This window comes from Ensifer sp. Root1252 (assembly GCF_001425885.1).
Lineage (GTDB): Bacteria > Pseudomonadota > Alphaproteobacteria > Rhizobiales > Rhizobiaceae > Ensifer > Ensifer canadensis.
In genome coordinates, this window is record NZ_LMDT01000023.1 from 49,164 (window position 1) to 70,756 (window position 21,593).

Below are 21,593 nucleotides of genomic sequence, written 5' to 3' on the forward strand. Positions count from 1 at the left end.
GCCTCACATGAGACACAACATCTGGACACCGACATTTCGAACGCAAGGAGCAGCCGATGGCTACTGTAAAAGTCGATACATCCAATTTTCAGCAGGAAGTGCTGAACGCCGCCGAGCCGGTGGTTGTCGATTTCTGGGCTGAATGGTGCGGCCCGTGCAAGATGATCGCGCCGAGCCTTGAGGAAATCTCCAACGAGCTCGCCGGCAAGGTCAAGGTCGTGAAGCTGAACATCGACGAGAACCCGGAGCTGGCCGCGCAATACGGCGTGCGCTCGATCCCGACGCTTGCGATGTTCAAGGCCGGTGAAGTTGCCGACATCAAGGTTGGCGCTGCTCCGAAGACGGCCCTGACGTCCTGGATTTCGACTGCGGCCGCTTAAGGCCACCACATCGAAGTGACTTCAAAGCCCGGCTTGCCGGGCTTTTTTCTTGTCAAGAGCGTTTCCGATTTATGCGGAACCGCACAAACGCTCTATCTCTTTGTTTTTACGCATTTCCTGACGGAAAACCGCTTCGCACTTTTCCTGGAAATGCTCTAGAGGAAATTGCCCGGCTGCCAATTTTCGGGCGCCAGCGCAAATGGCGGCCTGTTGCGATCCTTGTCGCAGGCAACCGATCACTTCGGTGGCGTACCGTTATCGGCAAGCACGTCGCCGACGAGATAGAGCGAACCGCCGATCAGGATGCGTGGCGGCATCGGGTCTTCGTCGACGAGATTGGCGATGACGGTCAACGCTTCGGCCACCGATGACACGGCGGACGCCTCGAAGCCGACCGAGGCCGCGTCCTGCGCCAGGGCCACCGGATCCAGACCGGCATCGGAGCCACGAATCGGCACCGTGAAGACCTGTTCGGCCAGATCAAGGAAGGCGCGGAAGTAACCGAGCTGATCCTTGGTGCTGATCATGCCGATGATCAGGAACAGCGGGCGGGACTCCCGCTCCTCGAAATTCGCCATGGCTTCGGCGATCACCTGGCCGGCACCGGGATTGTGCCCGCCATCGACCCAGATTTCCGCATCCTGCGGGCCGTAGTGACCAAGCTTGCCACCGGCAAGACGCTGCAAGCGTCCGGGCCACTCGACGCCGGCGACACCGCGCTCGATGGCCGCATCCGGCACGTCGAAACCGGCGGCGCGGACGGCGCGGATGGCCGCGGCTGCATTGGCATACTGGTGACGGCCGGGCAGCTTCGGCAGGGGAAGGTCAGACAGACCCCGCTCGTCCTGATAGACAAGGCGGCCGAATTCCTCATGCGCCATGAAGTCCTGCCCGTAGACGGACATCGGGCAGCCGAGACGCTCGGCGGTCGAGGTCAGGACGTCGCGGACGCCTTCTTCTTCCTGCTGGCCGATGACGACGGAGCAGCCACGCTTCATGATGCCGGCTTTTTCCGCTGCGATCAGTTCGACCCGGTCGCCGAGATAGGCCTGGTGATCGAGCGAGATCGGCATGATCACGGAGACCGCAGGGCGGGTTATGACATTGGTCGCGTCGAAGCGGCCACCGAGACCGACCTCGATGATCGCGACATCTGCCGGGTGTTCGGCGAAAAGAACGAAGGTAACGGCGGTCAGGATTTCGAAGACGGTGATCTTCTCGCCGCCATTGGCTTCCGCGACGCGCCGAACCGCATCGGCAAGCACGGGATCGCTGACGAGCCTGCCCTTGCCACCCTTGACGCCAAGCCGATAGCGCTCGTGCCAGTTGACCAGATGCGGCGAGGTGTGGACGTGAACGCTCAAGCCCGCGGCTTCAAGCACCGCCCGCGAGAATGCGGTGACGGAGCCCTTGCCGTTAGTGCCGGCCACGTGAATGATCGGCGGCAGCCGATCCTGCGGATTGCCGAGCGCGGCCAGAAGCCGGGTTATCCTGTCCAACGACAGGTCGAAGCCTTTCGGATGCAAGGCAAGGAGTTTTTCGATCTCATAGCCTGCTTCGCTGGCTTCCACCGCTGTCATCTCGCCCTGCCCCGATAGGATCGTATGCTATGCGCTTGCCGCAACCGGCAAAGCCGCTGGTTCTGCACCGCCGCCGTTGAGTTTTACCGCATCGGCCGGCTTCTTCATCAGGATCTTCAGCACACGGGCCAGCGTCGAGGGAATGTCATGACGCTTGACCACCATGTCGACCATGCCGTGCTCCAGCAGGTATTCCGCGGTCTGGAAGCCTTCCGGCAGCTTTTCGCGCAGGGTCTGCTCGATCACGCGCTTGCCGGCAAAGCCGATTTCGGCGCCGGGTTCGGCCAGATGGACATCGCCAAGCATGGCGTAGGAGGCGGTTACACCACCGGTGGTCGGGTTCGTCAAAACGACGATATAGGGAAGGCCCGCTTCCTTGAGCATGTTGACCGCAACGGTCGTGCGCGGCAGCTGCATCAGCGACAGGATGCCTTCCTGCATGCGGGCGCCACCGGAGGCCGGGAAGATGACCAGCGGGCACTTCTCCGCAATCGCCTTCTCGAAGGCCTTCACGATCGCTTCGCCTGCGGCCATGCCGAGCGAACCGCCGATGAAGTTGAACTCATGCACGACGCCGACGAGCTTGACGCCCTGGACGCGGCCGACACCGGCCACGATCGTATCTTCCAGCTCGGTCTTGGCGCGACTGTCACGAAGGCGATCGGAGTATTTCTTGGAGTCGCGGAACTTCAACGGATCCTGCGCCACCTTGGGCTGCGGCAGGGCTTCATAGATGCCACCGTCGAACAGATCCTTCAGTCGCGCCTTGGCCGGCATCTTCATATGGAAGCCGGATTGCGGGATGACCCATTTGTTTTCCTCGAGATCGCGGTGATACACCATCTCGCCGGTTTCCGGGCACTTGATCCAGAGATTTTCCGGAACTTCCCTGCGGCCCAGCATCGAATTGATCTTCGGCCGAACGTAGTTTGTGATCCAGTTCACTTATAGACTCCTGAAGATTTTCTTCGGGTTGTGCGCGCTAATATAGGCAATTATTCGGCTGCTGCGAGCCGTGCGGACCGCACGCCAGCCGAAAGGCCCCTTACCAACGCTTCGACACCCGGTACCGTCGCGTCCGTTGCCCTGCCCTCTTCGGTCAGGCTCGACGCGATCTGATTGACGATCGCCGTACCGACGACGACGCCATCGGCGGAAGCACCAATGGCTCTTGCATGTTCCGCCGTCTTGACGCCGAAACCGACGCAAACGGGCAGTTTCGTATGGGCCTTGATGCGCTGAACGGCACCGGCAATCAACGACGGATCCGGCAGTGCCGAGCCGGTGATGCCGTTCATCGAGACGTAGTACACGAAGCCCGAGGTATTTTCGAGAACCTTCGGCAGACGACGGTCATCCGTCGTCGGCGTCGCCAGGCGAATGAAACTGATGCCCTTCTGCAAGGCGGGGATGCAGAGTTCATCGTCCATCTCCGGTGGCAGATCGACAACGATCAGGCCATCGATGCCTGCGTCCAAAGCATCCGTCAGGAAGCGATCGACGCCGTAGATGTAGATCGGATTGTAGTAGCCCATCAGCACGATCGGCGTGCGCTGGTCTTCCTCGCGGAAACGGCGAGCGATCTCCAGCGTCTTTGCCAGCGTCTGGCCGCCCTTCAGCGCGCGCTGGCCGGCAAGCTGGATCGCCGGTCCGTCGGCCATCGGGTCCGAAAACGGCATGCCGAGTTCAATGACGTCGGCACCGGCCTTCGGCAGCGCCTTCATGATGGAAAGGGACGTTTCGAAATCGGGGTCGCCACCCATGAAATAGGTGACAAGGACCGGACGTCCTTCCGACGCCACATCGGCGAACTTTCTGTCCATGCGTGCGGTCATGATCGTTATAGCCCCATACCCAGAATCTTGCCGACGGTGAAGATGTCCTTGTCGCCGCGACCGGAGAGATTCATCAGGATGATCTCGTCCTTGCCCATCTTCGGCGCACGCTTGATGACCTCGGCCAAGGCGTGCGAGGGCTCCAGCGCCGGGATGATGCCTTCAAGGCGGGTCAGCATCTGGAATGCCTCCAGCGCCTCGTGGTCCATGATCGGCACATATTCGACGCGGCCGACATCGTTGAGCCAGGAGTGTTCCGGGCCGATGCCGGGGTAGTCGAGGCCGGCCGAAATCGAGTGGCCTTCCTTGATCTGTCCGTCGCCGTCCTGCAGCAGATAGGTGCGGTTGCCGTGGAGCACGCCCGGCGAACCGGCCGTGATCGACGCGCAATGCTCGTCGCCGTCGAGCCCCTTGCCGCCAGCCTCGACGCCGACGATCTTCACGCCTTCGTCGTCAAGGAACGAGTGGAAGATGCCGATCGCATTGGAACCGCCGCCGACGGCAGCAATGACGAGATCGGGCAGCCGGCCTTCGGCCGCAAGCATCTGTTCCTTCGCCTCCTGGCCGATGACGGCCTGAAAGTCGCGGACCATTTCCGGATAGGGATGCGGACCGGCAGCCGTGCCGATCAGGTAATAGGTGTTGTCGACATTGGTAACCCAATCGCGCAGCGCCTCGTTCATCGCATCCTTGAGCGTGCCGTTGCCGGCGGTCACCGGCTTCACCTCGGCACCCAAAAGCTTCATGCGGAAGACGTTCGGCGCCTGACGCTCGACGTCGGTCGCGCCCATGTAGACGACGCAAGGCAGGCCGAAGCGGGCGGCGACGGTGGCCGAGGCCACGCCGTGCTGACCGGCGCCGGTTTCGGCGATGATGCGCGTCTTGCCCATGCGCTTGGCAAGCAGGATCTGGCCAATGCAATTGTTGATCTTGTGCGAACCGGTGTGGTTCAACTCTTCGCGCTTGAAGTAGATCTTGGCGCCGCCGAGTTCTGCGGTCAGCCGTTCGGCGAAATAGAGCGGGCTCGGGCGACCGATATAATGCGCGCCGAGATTGTCGAGTTCGGCCTTGAAGGCCGGATCGTTCTTTGCCTTGTCCCACTCGGCCTGCAGATCGAGGATCAACGGCATCAGGGTTTCAGCAACGAAGCGGCCACCGAAAATGCCGAAACGGCCGTCTTCGTCAGGGCCCGCCCGGAAGGAATTCAGTTTTGGCGCCTCGTTCACGTCTTGCTCCCTGACCGTGCCGTAACCGCCTCCGCCTGGCGAACGGCATCGAAAAACGATTCCATGAGCTTCAGATCCTTGACGCCCGGCGCGCTCTCGACGCCGGAGGAGGTATCGATGGCGCGGGCGCGCGTCTGCGCCAGGGCCTCACCGATGTTGTTCACGTTCAAACCACCGGAAAGCATGTAATCGACGCTGCCGTCAAGCGCATCGAGCAGCTTCCAGTCGAAGGAAACACCGTTGCCGCCGGGCAATTCCGATCCTGCTGGGGGCTTTGCATCGAAGAGAAAGCGGTCGGCGATCCCGATATAGGGCTCGACCTTTTTCAGATCGTCGGCGTCGCGGATCGACAGGGCCTTCATCACCGGAAGGCCGTAGACCGCCTTGACGGTGAGCACCCTGTCGGGCGTCTCGCTGCCATGCAGCTGCAGAATGTCCGGATTAAGCGCGGCGACGATTTCATCGAGATCGTCATTGTCGGCATTGACGGTCACGGCGACGATTTTCGCCTTGCCTCGGATTCTGTCCGCCAGGCGGCCAGCGTCATCGGGTTCCAGGTTGCGCGGGCTCTTGGCGAAAAAGATGAACCCCGTGTGCGTTGCGCCGAGCGCAACTGCGCGATCCACCGCTTCCGCGGTCTTCAGCCCGCATATCTTCACTTCGGTTTTCATGAGAAGCGACCTTGCATGAAATGTCGCTGGAGTCGAGCCAAAAACCACCCTGCACACCGTCGTCCAGAGGGTGCGGCATTGCGGTGTCGGCGTGCGCTCACCATATGCATTCTATCACAACGGAGAGACGAATGCGTCTGCTGCTTGCCCTCATTCTTCCCTGGCTTCAGTTCTTCACCATCGGCCGTCCCTTTGCAGGCATCATCTGCCTCATTCTGCAGATTACCCTGATCGGCTGGGTACCGGCAGCGATCTGGTCGGTCTATGCGCTTAGCCAGTACAAGACAGACGAGAAAATTCAGGCGGCACTCGCCGGCCCCAGCCGCGGCTAATTCCAAAGCAAATCAGTCGAAGTCGATGGCGTGCAGCATCGTGCCGTTGCGCCTTAGCCAGCGCTTGGCATCGTTGGTGTCGGGGCAAAGCTTTTCGCACAGCGCCCAGAATTGAGGGCCGTGGTTCATCTCCTGGAGATGCGCGACTTCGTGTGCTGCGAGATAGGCGATGACCTTCGGCGGCGCCATGACGATGCGCCATGAGAAGCTCAGGGCGCCATCGGCCGAACAGGAGCCCCAGCGGCTGCGCGTGTCCTTCAGGCTCAGCGATTTGGGCCGCCGGCCGATCCGGCCGGCATAGACCGCGACCAGGCGATCGAGATCGTGCCGCGCTTCCTTCTTGAGAAAGTCGACGATGCGGCGGCGCAGATGTTCCTCGCCGCCGCTGACACGCAATATCGCGTCTTCGCCGACGATGATTGCCTCGGTCAAACCTCTGATTTTTCCTGACCTTTCGATCCGATGCGCGATACCGCGGATCAGGATCGAGCCGCCCTCTTCCAGTTGGCTTTCGCCGGAAAACCGCGCCAGCTTTGTCATCAACCAGCCCTGATGGCGGTTGAGGAAGGCGTTTACCTCCCGATCGGCCAGCCCTTGCGGAACCGTCAGCTTCAGCGCCCGACCGCCGGGCTCGATGCGCAGCGTCATTCGTGTGGCGCGCGAATTCTGGCGGATGGTTAGCGGAAGCATCTTGCCCGCGACTTCGATTTCTCGGGTCGTGTCGACAGGAGCCGGGGGAATGCGCCGCCGCGTGAAAGAAGGGAACATGACGGCTTTCTATCCGATTCGCGGTCTTTTCGGCTAATGCATAATTCCCTAAGGCATCAACGATCCAGGGAATTGCCAGTGCCTGATGATCGAAGCGCCTGATGATCGATAAGGATCGGCCCGTTTTCTCATCGAGAGAGACACGTGGCCCGCATGGCTGATCGCGACATCCGGCGTTTCATGTGAAACACCGGATGTCTTTTTCGTCACTCAGTTTGCCTCGAACGGGGCTACCGGTCCGGAACCGCCGTTGCGGCGTTCGCGCATGAAGCGGTCGAACTCTTCCTGGTCCTTGGCGCGGCGAAGCTCGCGCACGTAGGAATCGAATTCCTCGCGCATTTCATCGAGCTTGCGACGCTCTTCATCGAGGCGGGTAAGCTCGGCTTGGCGCCAGTCATCGAAGGCGACGTTGCCGGTGCGATGATGCTGCGTCCAGTTGGCGCGATTGCCGCGCTTGAAGGCGGAGCACATGCCATCGACCGTGCTGTTGGCGTCCTTCTTGAACGTTTTCAGTTTCTCGCCGAAGAGGATGTAGGCGAGCATGGCCAGGCCGAGAGGCCAGAAGACCACGAAACCGAGCACCATCAATGCAATGGTCGCGGGCGTCCAATCCGGACGGATCAATGCAGATTGGTTCATCTTCAGGATTCCTCGCAATCACCCGGGCCACCCATTGCGGCCCGGTGAAAACGATGTGGGAAGGCGGGCTTTCGACTACAAGACGCCCTTCCCCGGAATCGGACAAACCCTTGACTCTAAGCGGGCAAAAGCCCGCATTTTACGGGGATCAGGCGGTTTTGCCGCCCTTGATCAGCTGCTTTACCGGCTTTGCGTGGCGTGCGTGCTCGCGCTGGAAGGCGACGATGCGCGGCGCGATCTCGCGACGGAAACGCGAACCGTTGAAGACGCCGTAGTGGCCGACGTCCGGCTGCATGTAGTGCATCCGCATGTGCTCGGGGATGTTGGTGCAGATCGTCTGCGCCGCCTTCGTCTGGCCGAGACCGGAAATGTCGTCATTCTCACCTTCGACCGTCAGCAGGGCCACCTTCTTGATCGCCGTGGTATCAACCCGGCGACCGCGATGCATCATCTCGCCCTTGGGCAAGGCATGCTGCATGAAGACGACCTGAACGGTCTGCAGGTAAAACTCTGCCGTCAGATCCATCACCGCAAGATATTCATCGTAGAAATCCCGGTGCTTCTCGGCCGCATCGCCGTCGTTCTTCACCAGGTGGGCGAAGAATTCCTTATGGGCGATCAGATGCCGGTCGAGGTTCATCGACATGAAGCCGGAGAGTTGCAGGAAGCCGGGATAGACCATGCGCATGAAGCCCGGCTGCGGCCACGGCACCGGCATGATCACGTTGTCGCGGAACCACTCGATCGGCCGTTCCTTGGCCAGCAGATTGACGGCTGTCGGGTTGATGCGCGTATCGATCGGCCCACCCATCAGCGTCATCGACGCCGGCGACAGCGGATCATCAGCCGCTTCCATCAGGGCGACGGCGGCAAGCACCGGAACGGCGGGCTGACAGACGCCGATGACATGGGTGTCGGGTCCGAGGAAGTGCAGCATCTGGATGACGTAGTCGATGTAGTCGTCGAGATCGAAGGTGCCCTCGCTCAAGGGAACCATGCGCGCGTCTATCCAGTCGGTGATGTAGATGTCGGAATGGGGAAGCAGGGCCTCAACGGTTCCACGCAAGAGCGTGGCATAATGGCCCGACATCGGCGCGACGATCAGCACCTTCGGATCGGCAGCCCGCCCCTTGGGAAGCGCGCGCTCGAAATGGATCAGATTGCAGAACGGCTCGCGCCAGACGATGCGCTCGTGAACGCCAACGGGCTCGCCGTCGATCAGCGTTTCGGGAAGGCCGAATTCCGGCTTGCCGTAGCGGCGCGTCGACCGCTCGAAGACCTCGAGGCCAGCCGCCGTCGCGCGGCCGAAATAGGTGTGCGAGATCGGGTTCATCGGATTGCTGAAAGCAAGCCGCATGGCATCCGCCGCCGTTCGCCACGGCGCCATCATGGCATGATTCAATTCATAGAGCTGGTAGAACATAGGAAGCGTACCCCTTGGTTCAATCAACGACAACGCCGCTCCCAGTCGGACGCAAGCTTGCGATTGTTTGTCTTGGTGTCCGCAATCCCTGCCAGACTACCATGTTTCTTGTGCACTGCAACAAGTATACCCGTTTCGGTTCTAGACAAGCGACTTCTGCGAGAATGCGCCCGGATTACTGACAATTAACAAACGGACTTGCTCGGAGCTGGCCGAAAAGTCGCGTTTTCGTCAAAAATCGCGGATTTCGGCGAAGGCGTCTTACTATCTCCGGCCGGCTTTCGATATCTGGCCGCCGATCCGCTTTCTCGCATCGCAGCAGAACGGGTCGTCACGCCGCCGCTATCCGGACGATCGCCTTGACCAGGCCCGACTTCTCATGCGCCCAGCGCGGCAGATCGTGGACCACCGCGTCCATCGTCGTTCGGTGGGTGATCAACCGCTCCACCGGCACCAGCCCCTCGCGTATCGAATTTACGACATGGTCGAAATCCTTGCGCGTGGCGTTACGGCTGCCGATCAACGTCATTTCCCGCTTGTGAAATTCCGGATCGGAGAAACGGATGCTGTCCTTGACGACGCTGACGAACACCAGTGTTCCCCCATGAGCCACATGGCCGAAGGAAGCCTCCATCGAACCGCCATGGCCGGTGGCATCGAAGACGACATCGAAACCATCGCCCCCGGTCGCCTCGGCGACGCGCCGAACGCACGCTTCGTCGGCAACGATGCCGGAACCGAAACCGAGCCGGTCGGTCGCAAACGCCAGCCGTTCGATGCTGGTATCCATCAGCGTCACCGCATGGCCGGCGATGCGCGAGAAGATGGCGGTTCCAAGCCCGATCGGCCCGGCGCCAATCACCAGAGCACGAACGCCGGCAGGGGCCGCAGCCCGGCGCACGGCATGGGCGCCGATAGCGAGGAATTCCACCGTCGCTGCCGCCTCTGGCGACAGATCGATCGCCGGATAAAGATTGCCCTCGGGAACGAGGATTTCCTCGCAGAAGGCTCCGTCGGTATGGACGCCGAGCACCTTGATCGCCGTGCAGCAGTTCGGCTTCCCCCGGCGGCAGGCGACACAGTCGCCGCAGGAAAGGTAGGGGTTGACCACCACAGGCGTTCCCGGCGCGATCGTCGTCGCCGGTCCGTTGGCAATTACCGTCGCGGAGATCTCATGCCCCATCACTCGCGGATATTCCAGGAACGGGTGCTTGCCGGCGAAGATGTGGTAGTCGGTGCCGCAGATGCCGACATGGCTGACGGCAACCCGCACCCACCCGGCCGATGGGGCGGGCGCGGGCGCGCGTTCAACAATCTCCAGGCGGCCGGGTTCCGGGCAGAGGACGGCTTTCATGTCATTTTCCGCATGTTGTCAGGGCCGGCGCCTAGCGCGCGCCGCGCCGCCTGAGCTGATCAAAATAGACGATCACGATGATGAGCACGCCGGTGATAATGCGCTGCCAGAACGAATTGACGTTGAGCAGGTTGGCGCCATTGTTGATCGTGGCGAGAATGAAGGCGCCAAGCAGCGGGCCGTGCACGGAGCCGACCGCGCCGAAGAGGCTGGTGCCGCCGATGACCGACGAGGCGATCGCCTGCAGCTCCCAGCCTTCGGCTTGCGTGGCGTTGCCGATGCCGATGCGGGAGGCGAGCAGCAGGCCGACAAAGGCCGCGCAGGTCGAGGACAGGATATAGGCAAGATAGATCGTGCGATGCACGTTGACGCCGGAAAGGCGGGCCGCCTCACTGTTGGAGCCGACGGCGAAGAGATAGCGGCCAAAGCGGCTCAAGTGCAGGAAGACATAGGCCGGGATCGCCACCACGATCACCATCCAGAACAGGCTGGGTACCCCGAGGAAGTTGGCGCGGGAGAAATTGGTGAAGGCCTCGTTGGTGATCGAGATCGTCGAGCCATTGGTGATCAACAGTCCGATGCCGCGCAGCGAGGTCAGGGTTGCAAGCGTGATGATGAACGGCGGCAGACCCATGCGGACAATACCGAAGGCGTGGAAGGCGCCGATCAGCACGCCGAAGGCGAGCGTCAGGATGATCGCAATCCAGAGCGGCACGCCGGCGGCAAGCAGCCAGGCGACGATCACGCTGGTGAAGCCGACAACGGCACCCACGGAAAGATCGATGCCCGCAGTGATGATGACGAAGGTCTGGCCGACCGCAAGGATCGCCGTCATGGCGCCCTGGCGCAACAGGTTGCTGATGTTGTTCGGCGTCCAGAAACTGTTGGTGGCAAGCCCCAAGAGCAGCCAGAGGAAAAGCAGGAGCCCGAGAAGCGTGAGCCCGAACAGGATGCTCACGCCTTTCCGCGGCGCGGGGCCGGCTCCGCTGTCGACCGTATCAGCACTCATCGTCGTCCTCCTGCTTCTTCTTGATTGTCATTGTCGCGATCAGATACCGATCGCCTGTGTCAGCACTTCCTCGTGGCTTGCCGCGTGATAGTCGTGGCTGGCGACCAGCCGTCCCCGGCGAAACACGTGCAGGCGATCGGACAGTTCGTAGACTTCAGGCAGGTAGGAGGAGATCAGGATGATCCCCGCTCCGTTTTCCAGAAGCCGGGCGAACAACCGGTAGATTTCCGCCTTGGTGCCGACGTCGACGCCGACCGTCGGCTCATCGAAGATGAAAAGCTTGGCGCCGTGGCTCAGCCACTTGCCGATGACGATCTTCTGCTGGTTGCCGCCGGACATCGCCGAGACAAGCACGCGGCGCGATGGCGTCTTGATCTTCAAATCCCTGATCTGCCGATCCGCATTCTCGATTTCCTTCTGACGGTTGATCGTCAGCCCGCGCGTCAGCCGACTGAAGATCGGCAGGTTGATGTTGAGGCCGATCGGCAGATTGAGGCAGAGGCCCTGATCGCGCCGGCTTTCCGGTGCCAACGCAATGCCGAGGTCTATCGCGATCCGCTCGTTGGCGATATTGACCTTGCGCCCCTGCCAGTAGACCTCGCCCGCAGTCGATGCATGGCGACCATAGAGGCCGAGCGCAAACTCGCTGCGTCCGGCACCGATCAGACCGTAGAGGCCGACGATCTCGCCGGCGCGAACGGTCAGCGACACATCCGCGAAACCGGGGCCGCTCAAGCCCCGGGTCTCGACGATCACTTCGCCGGCCGGAAAGTGTTCCTTGTGGTAGATCTGCTCGATGGTGCGATTGATCATCAGGGTGATCAGTTCGGCGTCGTTGGTCTCGCCGATCTTTCGCGTGCCGACGTGGGTGCCGTCGCGCAGCACCGACACACGATCGGCCAGCTCGAAGACTTCCTCCATGCGGTGGCTGATATAGACGATCGTCACACCTTCGCCCTGTAGCCGGCGAATGAGTCGGAACAGTTGCGCGGATTCCTGACGGGTCAGATAGGCGGTCGGCTCGTCGAAGATCAGAAACTGGGTGCCGCGCATGGCGGCGCGAGCGGTCGCGACCAACTGCTGCTGGCCGATCGTCAGGCTGCCGAGCGCCGCCGCGGCCGGCAGGTTGAAACCGAGATCGTCAAGGACGCTCTGGGCCGCCTCGGTCATGGCGCGCTTGCGCATCAGGCCGGCGCTGTTGATCTCGTCGCCGAGGAACATGTTGGCGGCGACGCTCAAGTGCGGGCATAGCACCACCTCCTGATGCACGGCGTTGATTCCGCGCGCAATCGCTTCTTGAGGATTGTCGAGCTGGACCGGCTTGCCGCACCAATAGACTTCGCCAGACGTGCGCCGGATGACGCCGGTCAAAAGCTTGATCAGTGTCGATTTTCCGGCACCGTTTTCACCAACGATGGCGTGAACTTCTCCTGATAGAAAGGTGATGGAGGCGGGCTTCAACGCTTCGACGGCGCCATATTTCTTCTGAAGCGCGCGCATTTCCAGGATCGGTTCGCCCCTCGGCACTGGGTGGCGGGCAGCCGTCCTCAAACCGTCGCTCTTGTTATCGCTGACCTCATCGAGACCTGGCATCTGCGCACTCCTCCCAATCGCACAGACTGCCAGCGGCCGGTCCTCGTATCCGGCCGCTGGCAACCGTATTCTCGGCGGCAGGCAATGCTCGCGCCTGCCGCCGATTGCCGTCAATTGACCTTCGGGTTCAGCAGTGCGTCGATCTTCGGTTCAGCCATGTTGGCCTTGGTCACCAGATTGGCGCCGGTATCGACATTGGCTTCGACCTTCTCCTTCTTCGAGACCGCAAGCGCCGTCTTCACGCCATCATAACCCATGCGGTAGGGATCCTGAACGACCAGGCCGGCCAGCACGCCTTCCTTGAGGAAGCCGACAGTCTTCTCGTCGCTATCGAAGCCGATCACCTTGATCTTGTCGCCGAGCTTGTTTTCGGCAATCGCCTGGCCGACACCCTGTGCCATGATCAGGTTGGAGGCAAAGACGCCGACGAGATTCGGGTTGGCGGTGATCAGGTCGGTCATCATGTTGAGACCGGTGGTTGCCTGGCCATCGGCATATTTGTCGGCCACGACCTTGAAGCCCGGATATTTCGTCTTGATCTGGTCGAGGAAGCCTTCGCGGCGCTGATCGAGCGAACCGACGCCCGGCAGGCTGGTGATGATGGCGATATCGCCTTCTTCCTTGCCCGACATTTCCTTGATCGCTGCAGCCAGACCATCGGCCGCGATCCTGCCACCCTGAACGTTGTCGGTCGTCAGGAACGAGGAGAACGCCTTGGAATCGGCGCCGGAGTCGATGCCGATGATCGGAACCGCCTTGGCAGCTTCGTCGATCGGCTTGCCCAGCGCCTTGAACTCGGTTGGTGAGATCACCACGGCAGCCGGAGAACCGGCAACGGCGTTTTCGAGGATGCTGATCTGACCGTTGATATCGGATTCGGACTGGGCGCCGAGCTCGGGAACGTTGACGCCGAGATCCTTGCCGGCCGCGCGCGCACCGGCCAGCACGATCTGCCAGTAGAAGGACGTGGTATCCTTGACGATGATCGGGATCGTGACATCCTGCGCGAAGGACGCGACGGGTGCCATCGCGGCGATCATCGTCGCGCCGGCCAGGGCAGTGAAGGCACGGCGGGAAAGAATGTGCTTGGCTATGCTCATTGGGGTTCTCCTCTCAGTGCACCTCGTTCCACCTTATGGAGATCGATTCGCCAGGTGCTTGCATATCGATCTTTTATCGATAAAAAACATATTGAAACGCTAATACAACGCTGTCCGCTTTGCAAGCAGTCGTTGCTGCGATTTACGTGACTGCACTGTCTCCTCCCAGATTACGTTTCGTTATGTGAAATTCGGGTTGTGCCTGCAAGGACCCGCGGGCTCGGCACCCTCAAGCATCAGGCCCGGACTGCCTCCAATCCAAGCTCCGGCGCCACAAGCGTGTAGGGCTCGAAAGCCGAGAAATCGTCCTTTGACATACGATGCCGCAGCGCATCGATGTTGCGCCTCAAGCTTTCCGGTTTCGCTGTCCCAAGCAGGACCGAGGCAACCACCGGATTGTCGAGCGGGAACTGCATGGCGGCAGCGGCCAACGGCACACCACGCTCCCGGGCAATGCGTTCCATCGCGCCGACCTTTTCGCGCACCTCGGCATTTGCTCGCATATAGTCGAAATGCGCGCCATCGACCGGGCCAGTCGCCAGGATGCCCGAGTTGAACACACCGCCGACGATCAGCGACGTCTTCTTTGTCTCGCAGAGCGGCAGGAGTTCGGCGACTGCGGAACGATCAAGCAGCGTATAGCGCCCCGCAAGCAGGATGCAGTCGATGTCGGCACGGCGCATCACCTCCAGGCAAACCGGAACCTCGTTGACGCCAAGCCCATAGGCCGCGATCACGCCACCAGCCTTTAGTTCCTCCAGCGCCTTAAGGCCGGAATCCAGCAATTGCCTGAGATAGACGGCGTTGCGGGCGACACCGTGCGTGTAGACGCCGATATCATGGAGATAGAGGATATCGATGCGATTGAGGCCGAGGCGCGCATAGCTGAATTCCACCGAACGCATGATGGCATCGTAGCTGTAGTCGTAACGCACGTCGAAGTTCAGCGCCTTGACGTAGGAATAGTCCGGCACGGCGCCTTCAGGCACGGGATGCAGCAGCCGTCCGACCTTGGTGGACAGCACATAGTCACCGCGCGGCTTGTCGCGCAGGAAATCGCCGACCCGCCGCTCTGCAAGACCGAGCCCGTAATAGGGTGCGACGTCGAAATAGCGCAAACCAGAGCCCCAAGCGGCGTCCAGCGTTTCGATCGCCGCTTCGCGCGTGCATTCGCGGTAGAGCCCCCCAAGTCCGGCGGCGCCGAAGCTGTATTCGGTCACCGGCAGGTCGGTTCGACCGATCTTTCTCGTCTGCATTCCCTGTCTCCTCCCTCCTAGGATGCGCAAGCTCACATCATCAGAGTGTTGCCCCGAGATGCCAGGGCACGAATTCGTTGTCGCCGTAGCCGAAGAGTTCGCTCTTGGTCTTCTTTCCCGAAGCGGTATCGATGATGAGATCGAAGATCTCGCGACCGAGGTCGGCGATCGTCGCCTCGCCGGATGCGATCACGCCGCAATCGATGTCCATGTCTTCTTCCATCGCGCGGAACAGCGCGGTGTTGCTGGTCAGCTTGATCGACGGTGCCGGCCGACAGCCGAAACAACTGCCGCGGCCGGTGGTAAAGGCGATGACATTGGCTCCGCCGGCCACCTGGCCGGTCGCCGACACCGGATCGTAGCCGGGCGTATCCATGAAGACGAGCCCGTGTTCAGTGACGCGTTCGGCATAGCCGTAAACCGCATTGAGCGGTGAGCGCCCGCCCTTGGCGACCGCACCCAGCGACTTCTCCAGAATGGTTGTGAGGCCACCGCGTTTGTTGCCCGGCGAAGGATTGTTGTCGAGCGATGCACCATGCAGCGCGACGTAGTTTTCCCACCAGACAATCAGCCCGTCGAGCTTTACGGCGACCGCCGCGCTGGCGGCACGGCTGCGCAACAGATGTTCGGCGCCGTAGATTTCTGACGTTTCGGAAAGGATGGCGGTACCACCGGCAGCCGCCAGGATATCCACCGCCGCTCCCAGCGCCGGGTTAGCGGTGATGCCAGACAGCCCGTCCGAGCCGCCGCATTGCAGACCGACGATGATTTCGCTGACCGGAATGGCGACGCGACGTTGCCTGCCGACTTCCTCGGCAATTTCATCGAGGATGCCGAGTGCACGCTCGACCGAGCGTCGGGATCCGCCGGCCTCCTGGATGTTGAAGTGGCGCTTTTCCTGCCCGGCTCCGCTCTGCCCGTAAAGCGTCAACTGGTTGACCTCGCAGCCGAGCCCGACCATCAGCACCCCGCCGAAATTGGCGTGGCGCGCGTAGCCCGCCAAGGTCCTGTGCAGGTTCATCATGCCGTCGCCGGTCGAAGACATGCCGCAACCCTGGTCATGCACGATCGGCACGAATCCGTCGATGCCATCATATTTCGGCAAGATGCGTCTGTTGGCCTCCTCGGCGATTGCCCGGCAGACGGTGGTGGAACAGTTCACGCTGGCAATGATGCCGATATAGTTGCGCGTCGCCGCCCGTCCGTCTTTGCGCCGATAGCCCATGAAGGTGCGCGCCCTGTCGGCGGCGCTCGCCTCTTCCGGCGCGCCTTGTGGACTGATGGCCAAGCGATCCTGATCGAAGGAGAGGTTGTGGGAATGGACATGCTCGCCGGCTTCTATATCGCTGGTCGCGCGTCCGATCGCCTGGGCATATTTGACCACGGGGTCGCCCGCACGAATCCGCCGTATGGCGACCTTGTGCCCCAGATCGATCTTCGTGGCGGTGCGAACTCCGCCCGGCAGGGCCTCGCCGGCAGCGATTGCCAACGTCGCCACGGCCACATTGTCCTCAGGAGCCAGAAGGATTGAAGACGGCACAGACACTCTGAATTTCTCCGTGAAAACTGCTGCGATTTTGAGAAGGGCCTATTTGTCTTTTATCCACAATAGACAGATCGCCGTCAATGGGTATTATGAAACGAGACAGCGCCGCCCGCCCGCAGGCACAGCAGCAACAGGGGAGAAACGTCATGATTTTGGTGCGAGAGCCAAAGACAAGCGCGCGCCGGCAGGTTAGATCGGCGGCCGACGAAAGCTGATCTTCCGATCAGCGGCTCATCGCTCGCGCAACCCCAACCGTCCGGATCCTGGCAATGGCAAAACAGAACACCGTCTTCAAGGATGCCTATAACCGCTGCCTGAAAGTGCTGGCGGAGACATCTTCCCTGCCCTCCGAGCCGGAACTCGGTCAGGTGCTCGGCGTGAGCCGGACGACGGTGCGTGCCATTCTCCGCCGCTTCGAAGAGGCGAAGCTGATCACCTGGGACAAGCGCAAGAAGATCGTGCTGCGCCAGCCGCAACCGGACGACTATTTCCCGACGGAGGAAACGGATTCGCTGGCCGAGATCATCGAGCGCAGCTTCATGCGCCGGATTCTGGCCGGCGGCGCCGAGCCTGGCATGCAGATCAACGAACTGGAGCTGGCACGCGAGATCGGCGCCGGTACCACGAGCGTGCGGGAGTTCCTGATCCGCTTCAGCCGGTTCGGGCTGATCGAGAAGCGACCGAACAGCCACTGGATCCTCAAAGGTTTCACCCGCGAGTTTGCGCTGGAACTGACCGAGGTCCGCGAGATGTTCGAGCTTCGCTCGGCTGCAAGTTTCGTTGCGCTGCCGGACAGCCATCCGGCCTGGCAGGAGCTGAACAGGATCGAGGCGCTGCACCACGAAATCCTGGCCGACATCGACAACCGCTACAAGGAATTCTCCGAACTCGACGAGCGCTTCCACCTCCTGGTGCACAAGTCGTCGAGCAATCGTTTCATCGTCGATTTCTACGACATCATCTCGATCGTGTTCCACTATCACTACCAATGGAACAAGACCAACGCGCGGCAGCGAAATGCGCGCGCGCTTGAAGAGCACCTTGCTTACATCGAAGCGCTCAGGTCTCACGATCCAAAACGTGCCGAGGAAGCCTGCCGGCGACACCTGCGCTCGGCACGCGAGACCCTGCTGCAATCCATTCCATAGCCAGCTACCGGAGCACCGGCATGAAGACCCCATTTGTGCAGTTTGGAACGAGCCGCTTTCTTCAGGCGCATGCCGATCTCTTCATCAGCGAGGCGCTGGAAAGGCAGGAAGCACCGGGGCGGATCACGGTGGTACAGACGACCGGCTCAGCGGAACGGTCGGGACGCCTGGTGGCACTGACGCAACCCGATGGTTATCCCGTGATGATCCGTGGCCTTGCCGACGGCAAGCCGGTGGACAAGATCGAGCGGGTCAAGAGCGTCGTCCGGGCCGTGTCAACAAACGACAACTGGGATGCTGTTTGCCATATCGTGGCGGACGAGGCCGAATTCCTGATCTCGAACACCGGTGATACCGGCTACGACGTTTCCGGCGACGACCTGTCGACATACGTGCCGCTGTCTTTTCCCGGCAAACTTCTCCTGCTTTTGAAAGCCCGCTTCGATGCCGGCGGCAAACCGCTGACCATCCTTCCGTGCGAACTGGTGTCGCGCAATGGCGACGTGCTGAAAGCCATCGTGCTGGAGCTCGCGCGCGAGCGCCTCGGCGACCCGCAATTCGTGTTCTGGCTGGCGAACGCGATAATCTGGGCCAACACGCTGGTGGACCGGATCGTCTCGGAACCGATCGAGCCCGCCGGCGCCGTGGCCGAACCCTACGCTTTATGGGCGATCGAGAAACAGCGGGGGTTGAGAGCGCCTTGCGCGCACGAATGCGTGATACTGGTCGACGACCTGACGCACTACGAAAAATTGAAGCTTCATATCCTCAACCTCGGCCACACGGTGCTCGCGGATATCTGGCTGAGGCAGGGCCGCGATCCCGACGAAACAGTCCGGCAGATCCTTGCCGATGCGGACGTCGCCAGGCGGCTCGAGGATATCTACGCACAAGAAGTCGTTCCTGCCTTTGCCGCCAAGGGCCTCGGGCGACAGGCGAGTGCCTATGTCGCAACGACGCTCGACCGCTTCCGAAATCCGTTCCTTGACCATCGCATGGGCGATATCGCCAACCATCACACTGAAAAGATCGTGCGACGGATTGCCGAGCTCCGGCGCTGGAGCCCTGAAGTTGCCATGCCGATGCTCAGCGCGATCTGCGATCAGTAGCCGGATTCCAGCTTGTCGGGTTTATGCCCCTGCTCGTCGGTAAATTCCTGGCGCAGCGCCTGTGTCGCCCGAACCAGGGATGTGACATCGGTGCCGATCGCCATGAAATCGGCCCCGAGATCGCGATACTCGCGTGCCTGCGCGAGATCGAGCGTCATGATTCCGCGCGCTTTTCCGGCCTTGTCGATGCGCGCGAAGGCATCGACAATCGCCGCCCGTACATCCGGGTGTCCTGGGCTGCCGAGATAGCCCATATCCGCGGCGAGATCCGACGGTCCGATGAACAGGCCGTCGACGCCTTCAAGAGCGGCAATCTCATCGATCGCCGCCAGGCCGGCGCGGCTCTCGATCTGCAAGAGAAGGCAGATCTGGTCATTTGCGGTGTGGAGATAGTCGGCTATCCGGCCGAATTGCGATGCACGCGCCAGTGCCGCGCCGACACCGCGAATGCCATGCGGCGGATAGCGGGTTGCTCGAACAAGTTCCCTGGCCTGCTCGGCGCTTTCGACCATCGGGATCAGCAGCGTCTGGACGCCGACATCGAGGATCTGCTTGATCAGCGCGGTATCGCCGACAGGAAGGCGAACGATCGGGTGGCTGGCGGATGCTGTCACTGCCCGGAACTGCGCCGACAACAGCGGCAGGTCGTTGGGCGCATGCTCGCCGTCGATCAACAGCCAGTCATAACCGCTGTTGGAGACGACTTCGGCCGCATAGGGGCTCGCCAGCGCGACCCAAAGCCCGAGTTGAAAGCGCTGCTCGCGAAGGGCGGCCTTGAAGGGGTTGGTTGGTGCCGGCATCGCGTCATCTCCTCTTTTCACGACGTCAACTTCTGTACCGGCAAACGAAAAAACCGGCCAGAGCTTTCCGGCCGGTTTCGCGATCAGATTGTATCGGACTGCAAATGCGTCAGGCGATGCCGCCGAGGCAGACATATTTGATCTCGGTAAACTCCTCGATCCCGTACTTCGAACCTTCGCGGCCGAGGCCCGAGAGCTTGACGCCGCCGAACGGTGCTTCCGCCGTGGAGATCAGCCCGGTGTTGACGCCGACCATGCCGTATTCCAGCGCCTCGGCCACGCGGAACACCCGCGCCAGATCCTTGGCATAGAAATAGGAGGCCAGCCCGAACTCGGTGTCATTGGCCTGTTCGACGACATCGGCCTCATCCTTGAAGCGGAACAGCGGCGCGACCGGGCCGAAGGTTTCCTCGCGGGCGACTGCCATCGCCTGGGTGACATCGGCCAGAACCGTTGCTTCGAAGAAGGTGCCGCCGAGCGCATGGCGCTTGCCGCCCTGGATGACGCGCGCGCCCTTGGCGGTGGCATCGGCGATATGCTCTTCCACCTTCTCCAGTGCCGCCTTGTCGATCAGCGGGCCGAGGATGACGCCCTGGTCGAGACCATTGCCGATCTTGAGCTTGGCAACGGCCGCCGCCAGCTTGTCGGAGAAGGCATCATAGACCTTGTCCTGCACGTAGATACGGTTAGCGCAGACGCAGGTCTGGCCGTTGTTGCGGAACTTGGCGATCAATGCGCCTTCCACGGCCGCATCGAGATCGGCGTCGTCGAAGACGATGAACGGCGCATTGCCGCCGAGTTCCAGCCCGAGCTTCTTGATCGTGCCGGCGCTCTGGCGATAGAGCTCGGCGCCGACCTCGGTCGAGCCGGTAAAGGTCAGCTTGCGCACCACCGGATTGGCGGTCATTTCGGCACCGATTTCGCGGGCCGAGCCGGTCACGACGCTGAAGAGCCCCTTGGGCAGGCCGGCGCGCTCGGCAAGAACGGCGATGGCAAGGGCCGAGAACGGCGTCTGCGACGCCGGCTTCAACACCATGGCGCAACCGGCGGCAAAGGCCGGGCCGGCCTTGCGCGTGATCATCGCGTTGGGGAAGTTCCAGGGCGTGATCGCAGCGACGACGCCGATCGGCTGCTTCATCACCATGATGCGCTTGTCCGGCTGATGGCCTGGGATCAGGTCGCCGTAGATGCGACGGCCCTCTTCGGCAAACCATTCGACGAAGCTGGCGCCATAGACGATTTCGCCGGTCGCCTCTGCCAGCGGCTTGCCCTGTTCGAGCGTGAGGATGCGGCCGAGATCGTCCTTGTTCTCGATCATCAGCTCAAACCAGCGGCGAAGCACACCGGCGCGATCCTTGGCGGTGCGGGCAGCCCAACCCTTCTGCGCCAGACGCGCCGCTTCGATTGCCGCCTTGGTTTCCTTGCCTCCAAGCTTCGGTACGCGGCCGACGAGTTCGCCCGTTGCCGGGTTCACCACATCGATCGCATTGGCGGCATCCGCTTCGATCCATTCGCCGCCAATCAAGGCAGCCTGGCGAAACAGTGACGGGTCCTTAAAAGTCATCGCGCGTCCTCTCTCAGAAAAATCTACAGAACTTATACAACTTTTTTATCGATCTCGACAATCACCCGAAACGCCGTTTCTGCATATTCCGTTTTAGCACCGGATCGGGCCGACAAAAGGACCGACGATCCGCGCGCAAAGCCGGTTTCATCGCTCCTCGATCCCATGTAGCGTCCGCAGCGAATCTCGCCCTACGTCTCGCTAACGACGGCAATCGTCATCGACGGCGGCGCGCTCCTCCCACGGGATTCCCGATACGA

General features: G+C 61.6%; 20 protein-coding genes. 4 read left to right on the forward strand and 16 right to left on the reverse strand.

Going from position 1 to position 21,593, the window contains the following annotated elements; translation table 11 throughout:
• Positions 1–56: 56 nt before the first annotated feature.
• The gene (gene trxA, locus ASD02_RS21490; RefSeq protein WP_025425335.1) at positions 57–380 is read left to right on the forward strand and encodes a thioredoxin; all 324 of its coding nucleotides are present in this window, start codon (positions 57–59) and stop codon (positions 378–380) included.
• Between the two features lie 236 nt (positions 381–616).
• On the opposite strand, the gene ASD02_RS21495 is transcribed toward trxA, so the two are convergent.
• From ASD02_RS21495 to ASD02_RS21515, 5 genes are read right to left on the reverse strand one after another with little or no spacing between them, the layout of a single operon-like run.
• Positions 617–1,960 carry a folylpolyglutamate synthase/dihydrofolate synthase family protein gene (locus ASD02_RS21495; RefSeq protein ID WP_025425334.1) on the reverse strand — a complete coding sequence of 448 codons (1,344 nt, stop codon included), beginning with the start codon at positions 1,958–1,960 and terminating at the stop codon, positions 617–619.
• Between the two features lie 27 nt (positions 1,961–1,987).
• Positions 1,988–2,905 (reverse strand): acetyl-CoA carboxylase, carboxyltransferase subunit beta, encoded by a 918-nt coding sequence (accD, locus tag ASD02_RS21500; protein WP_025425333.1) that lies wholly within the window; start codon positions 2,903–2,905, stop codon positions 1,988–1,990.
• 50 nt (positions 2,906–2,955) lie between these two features.
• On the reverse strand, positions 2,956–3,795 hold the full coding sequence (gene trpA / locus ASD02_RS21505; RefSeq protein WP_025425332.1) for a tryptophan synthase subunit alpha: 840 nt from the start codon (positions 3,793–3,795) through the stop codon (positions 2,956–2,958).
• Positions 3,796–3,800: 5 nt separating this feature from the next.
• A complete protein-coding gene (gene trpB, locus ASD02_RS21510; RefSeq protein ID WP_025425331.1) occupies positions 3,801–5,021 on the reverse strand; it encodes a tryptophan synthase subunit beta in 1,221 nt (406 codons plus the stop codon).
• Positions 5,018–5,692, reverse strand: a complete 675-nt coding sequence (locus tag ASD02_RS21515) for a phosphoribosylanthranilate isomerase (RefSeq protein WP_025425330.1) — start codon at positions 5,690–5,692, stop codon at positions 5,018–5,020. Before ASD02_RS21515 ends, trpB begins: the two co-directional genes overlap by 4 nt.
• A 131-nt stretch (positions 5,693–5,823) precedes the next feature.
• On the opposite strand from ASD02_RS21515, the gene ASD02_RS21520 reads away from it, so the two are divergent.
• On the forward strand, positions 5,824–6,024 hold the full coding sequence (locus ASD02_RS21520) for a YqaE/Pmp3 family membrane protein (protein ID WP_025425329.1): 201 nt from the start codon (positions 5,824–5,826) through the stop codon (positions 6,022–6,024).
• 12 nt (positions 6,025–6,036) lie between these two features.
• On the opposite strand, the gene ASD02_RS21525 is transcribed toward ASD02_RS21520, so the two are convergent.
• The 9 genes from ASD02_RS21525 to ASD02_RS21565 form a co-directional block, all read right to left on the reverse strand.
• Positions 6,037–6,792: a SprT family zinc-dependent metalloprotease gene (locus ASD02_RS21525; RefSeq protein ID WP_025425328.1), complete on the reverse strand. Its 756-nt coding sequence runs from the start codon at positions 6,790–6,792 to the stop codon at positions 6,037–6,039.
• 210 nt (positions 6,793–7,002) lie between these two features.
• Complete coding sequence (locus ASD02_RS21530; RefSeq protein ID WP_025425327.1) at positions 7,003–7,431, reverse strand: DUF2852 domain-containing protein; 429 nt, start codon at positions 7,429–7,431, stop codon at positions 7,003–7,005.
• 148 nt (positions 7,432–7,579) lie between these two features.
• Positions 7,580–8,854 carry a polyhydroxyalkanoate depolymerase gene (gene phaZ / locus ASD02_RS21535; protein ID WP_025425326.1) on the reverse strand — a complete coding sequence of 425 codons (1,275 nt, stop codon included), beginning with the start codon at positions 8,852–8,854 and terminating at the stop codon, positions 7,580–7,582.
• Between the two features lie 331 nt (positions 8,855–9,185).
• Positions 9,186–10,208, reverse strand: a complete 1,023-nt coding sequence (locus tag ASD02_RS21540) for a zinc-binding alcohol dehydrogenase family protein (RefSeq protein ID WP_057206483.1) — start codon at positions 10,206–10,208, stop codon at positions 9,186–9,188.
• A gap of 31 nt (positions 10,209–10,239) precedes the next feature.
• Positions 10,240–11,217 (reverse strand): ABC transporter permease, encoded by a 978-nt coding sequence (locus tag ASD02_RS21545; protein WP_057206480.1) that lies wholly within the window; start codon positions 11,215–11,217, stop codon positions 10,240–10,242.
• Between the two features lie 39 nt (positions 11,218–11,256).
• Positions 11,257–12,810 carry a sugar ABC transporter ATP-binding protein gene (locus tag ASD02_RS21550; protein ID WP_057220849.1) on the reverse strand — a complete coding sequence of 518 codons (1,554 nt, stop codon included), beginning with the start codon at positions 12,808–12,810 and terminating at the stop codon, positions 11,257–11,259.
• 110 nt (positions 12,811–12,920) lie between these two features.
• Positions 12,921–13,910, reverse strand: a complete 990-nt coding sequence (locus ASD02_RS21555) for an ABC transporter substrate-binding protein (RefSeq protein WP_025425322.1) — start codon at positions 13,908–13,910, stop codon at positions 12,921–12,923.
• A 236-nt stretch (positions 13,911–14,146) separates the two neighbouring features.
• Positions 14,147–15,166: an aldo/keto reductase gene (locus ASD02_RS21560; protein ID WP_057220848.1), complete on the reverse strand. Its 1,020-nt coding sequence runs from the start codon at positions 15,164–15,166 to the stop codon at positions 14,147–14,149.
• A 40-nt stretch (positions 15,167–15,206) separates the two neighbouring features.
• Entirely contained in the window at positions 15,207–16,712 is a 1,506-nt protein-coding gene (locus tag ASD02_RS21565) for an altronate dehydratase family protein (protein WP_057220847.1), read from the reverse strand.
• Between the two features lie 269 nt (positions 16,713–16,981).
• On the opposite strand from ASD02_RS21565, the gene ASD02_RS21570 reads away from it, so the two are divergent.
• Both ASD02_RS21570 and ASD02_RS21575 read left to right on the forward strand, forming a co-directional pair.
• Entirely contained in the window at positions 16,982–17,860 is an 879-nt protein-coding gene (locus ASD02_RS21570) for a GntR family transcriptional regulator (protein WP_025425319.1), read from the forward strand.
• Between the two features lie 20 nt (positions 17,861–17,880).
• Positions 17,881–18,969: a D-mannonate oxidoreductase gene (locus ASD02_RS21575; protein ID WP_025425318.1), complete on the forward strand. Its 1,089-nt coding sequence runs from the start codon at positions 17,881–17,883 to the stop codon at positions 18,967–18,969.
• On the opposite strand, the gene hpaI is transcribed toward ASD02_RS21575, so the two are convergent.
• Both hpaI and gabD read right to left on the reverse strand, forming a co-directional pair.
• The gene (gene hpaI, locus ASD02_RS21580) at positions 18,963–19,769 is read right to left on the reverse strand and encodes a 4-hydroxy-2-oxoheptanedioate aldolase (RefSeq protein WP_025425317.1); all 807 of its coding nucleotides are present in this window, start codon (positions 19,767–19,769) and stop codon (positions 18,963–18,965) included. The genes ASD02_RS21575 and hpaI overlap by 7 nt on opposite strands.
• A 109-nt stretch (positions 19,770–19,878) precedes the next feature.
• Positions 19,879–21,333, reverse strand: a complete 1,455-nt coding sequence (gabD, locus tag ASD02_RS21585; RefSeq protein WP_025425316.1) for an NADP-dependent succinate-semialdehyde dehydrogenase — start codon at positions 21,331–21,333, stop codon at positions 19,879–19,881.
• Positions 21,334–21,593: the final 260 nt, after the last annotated feature.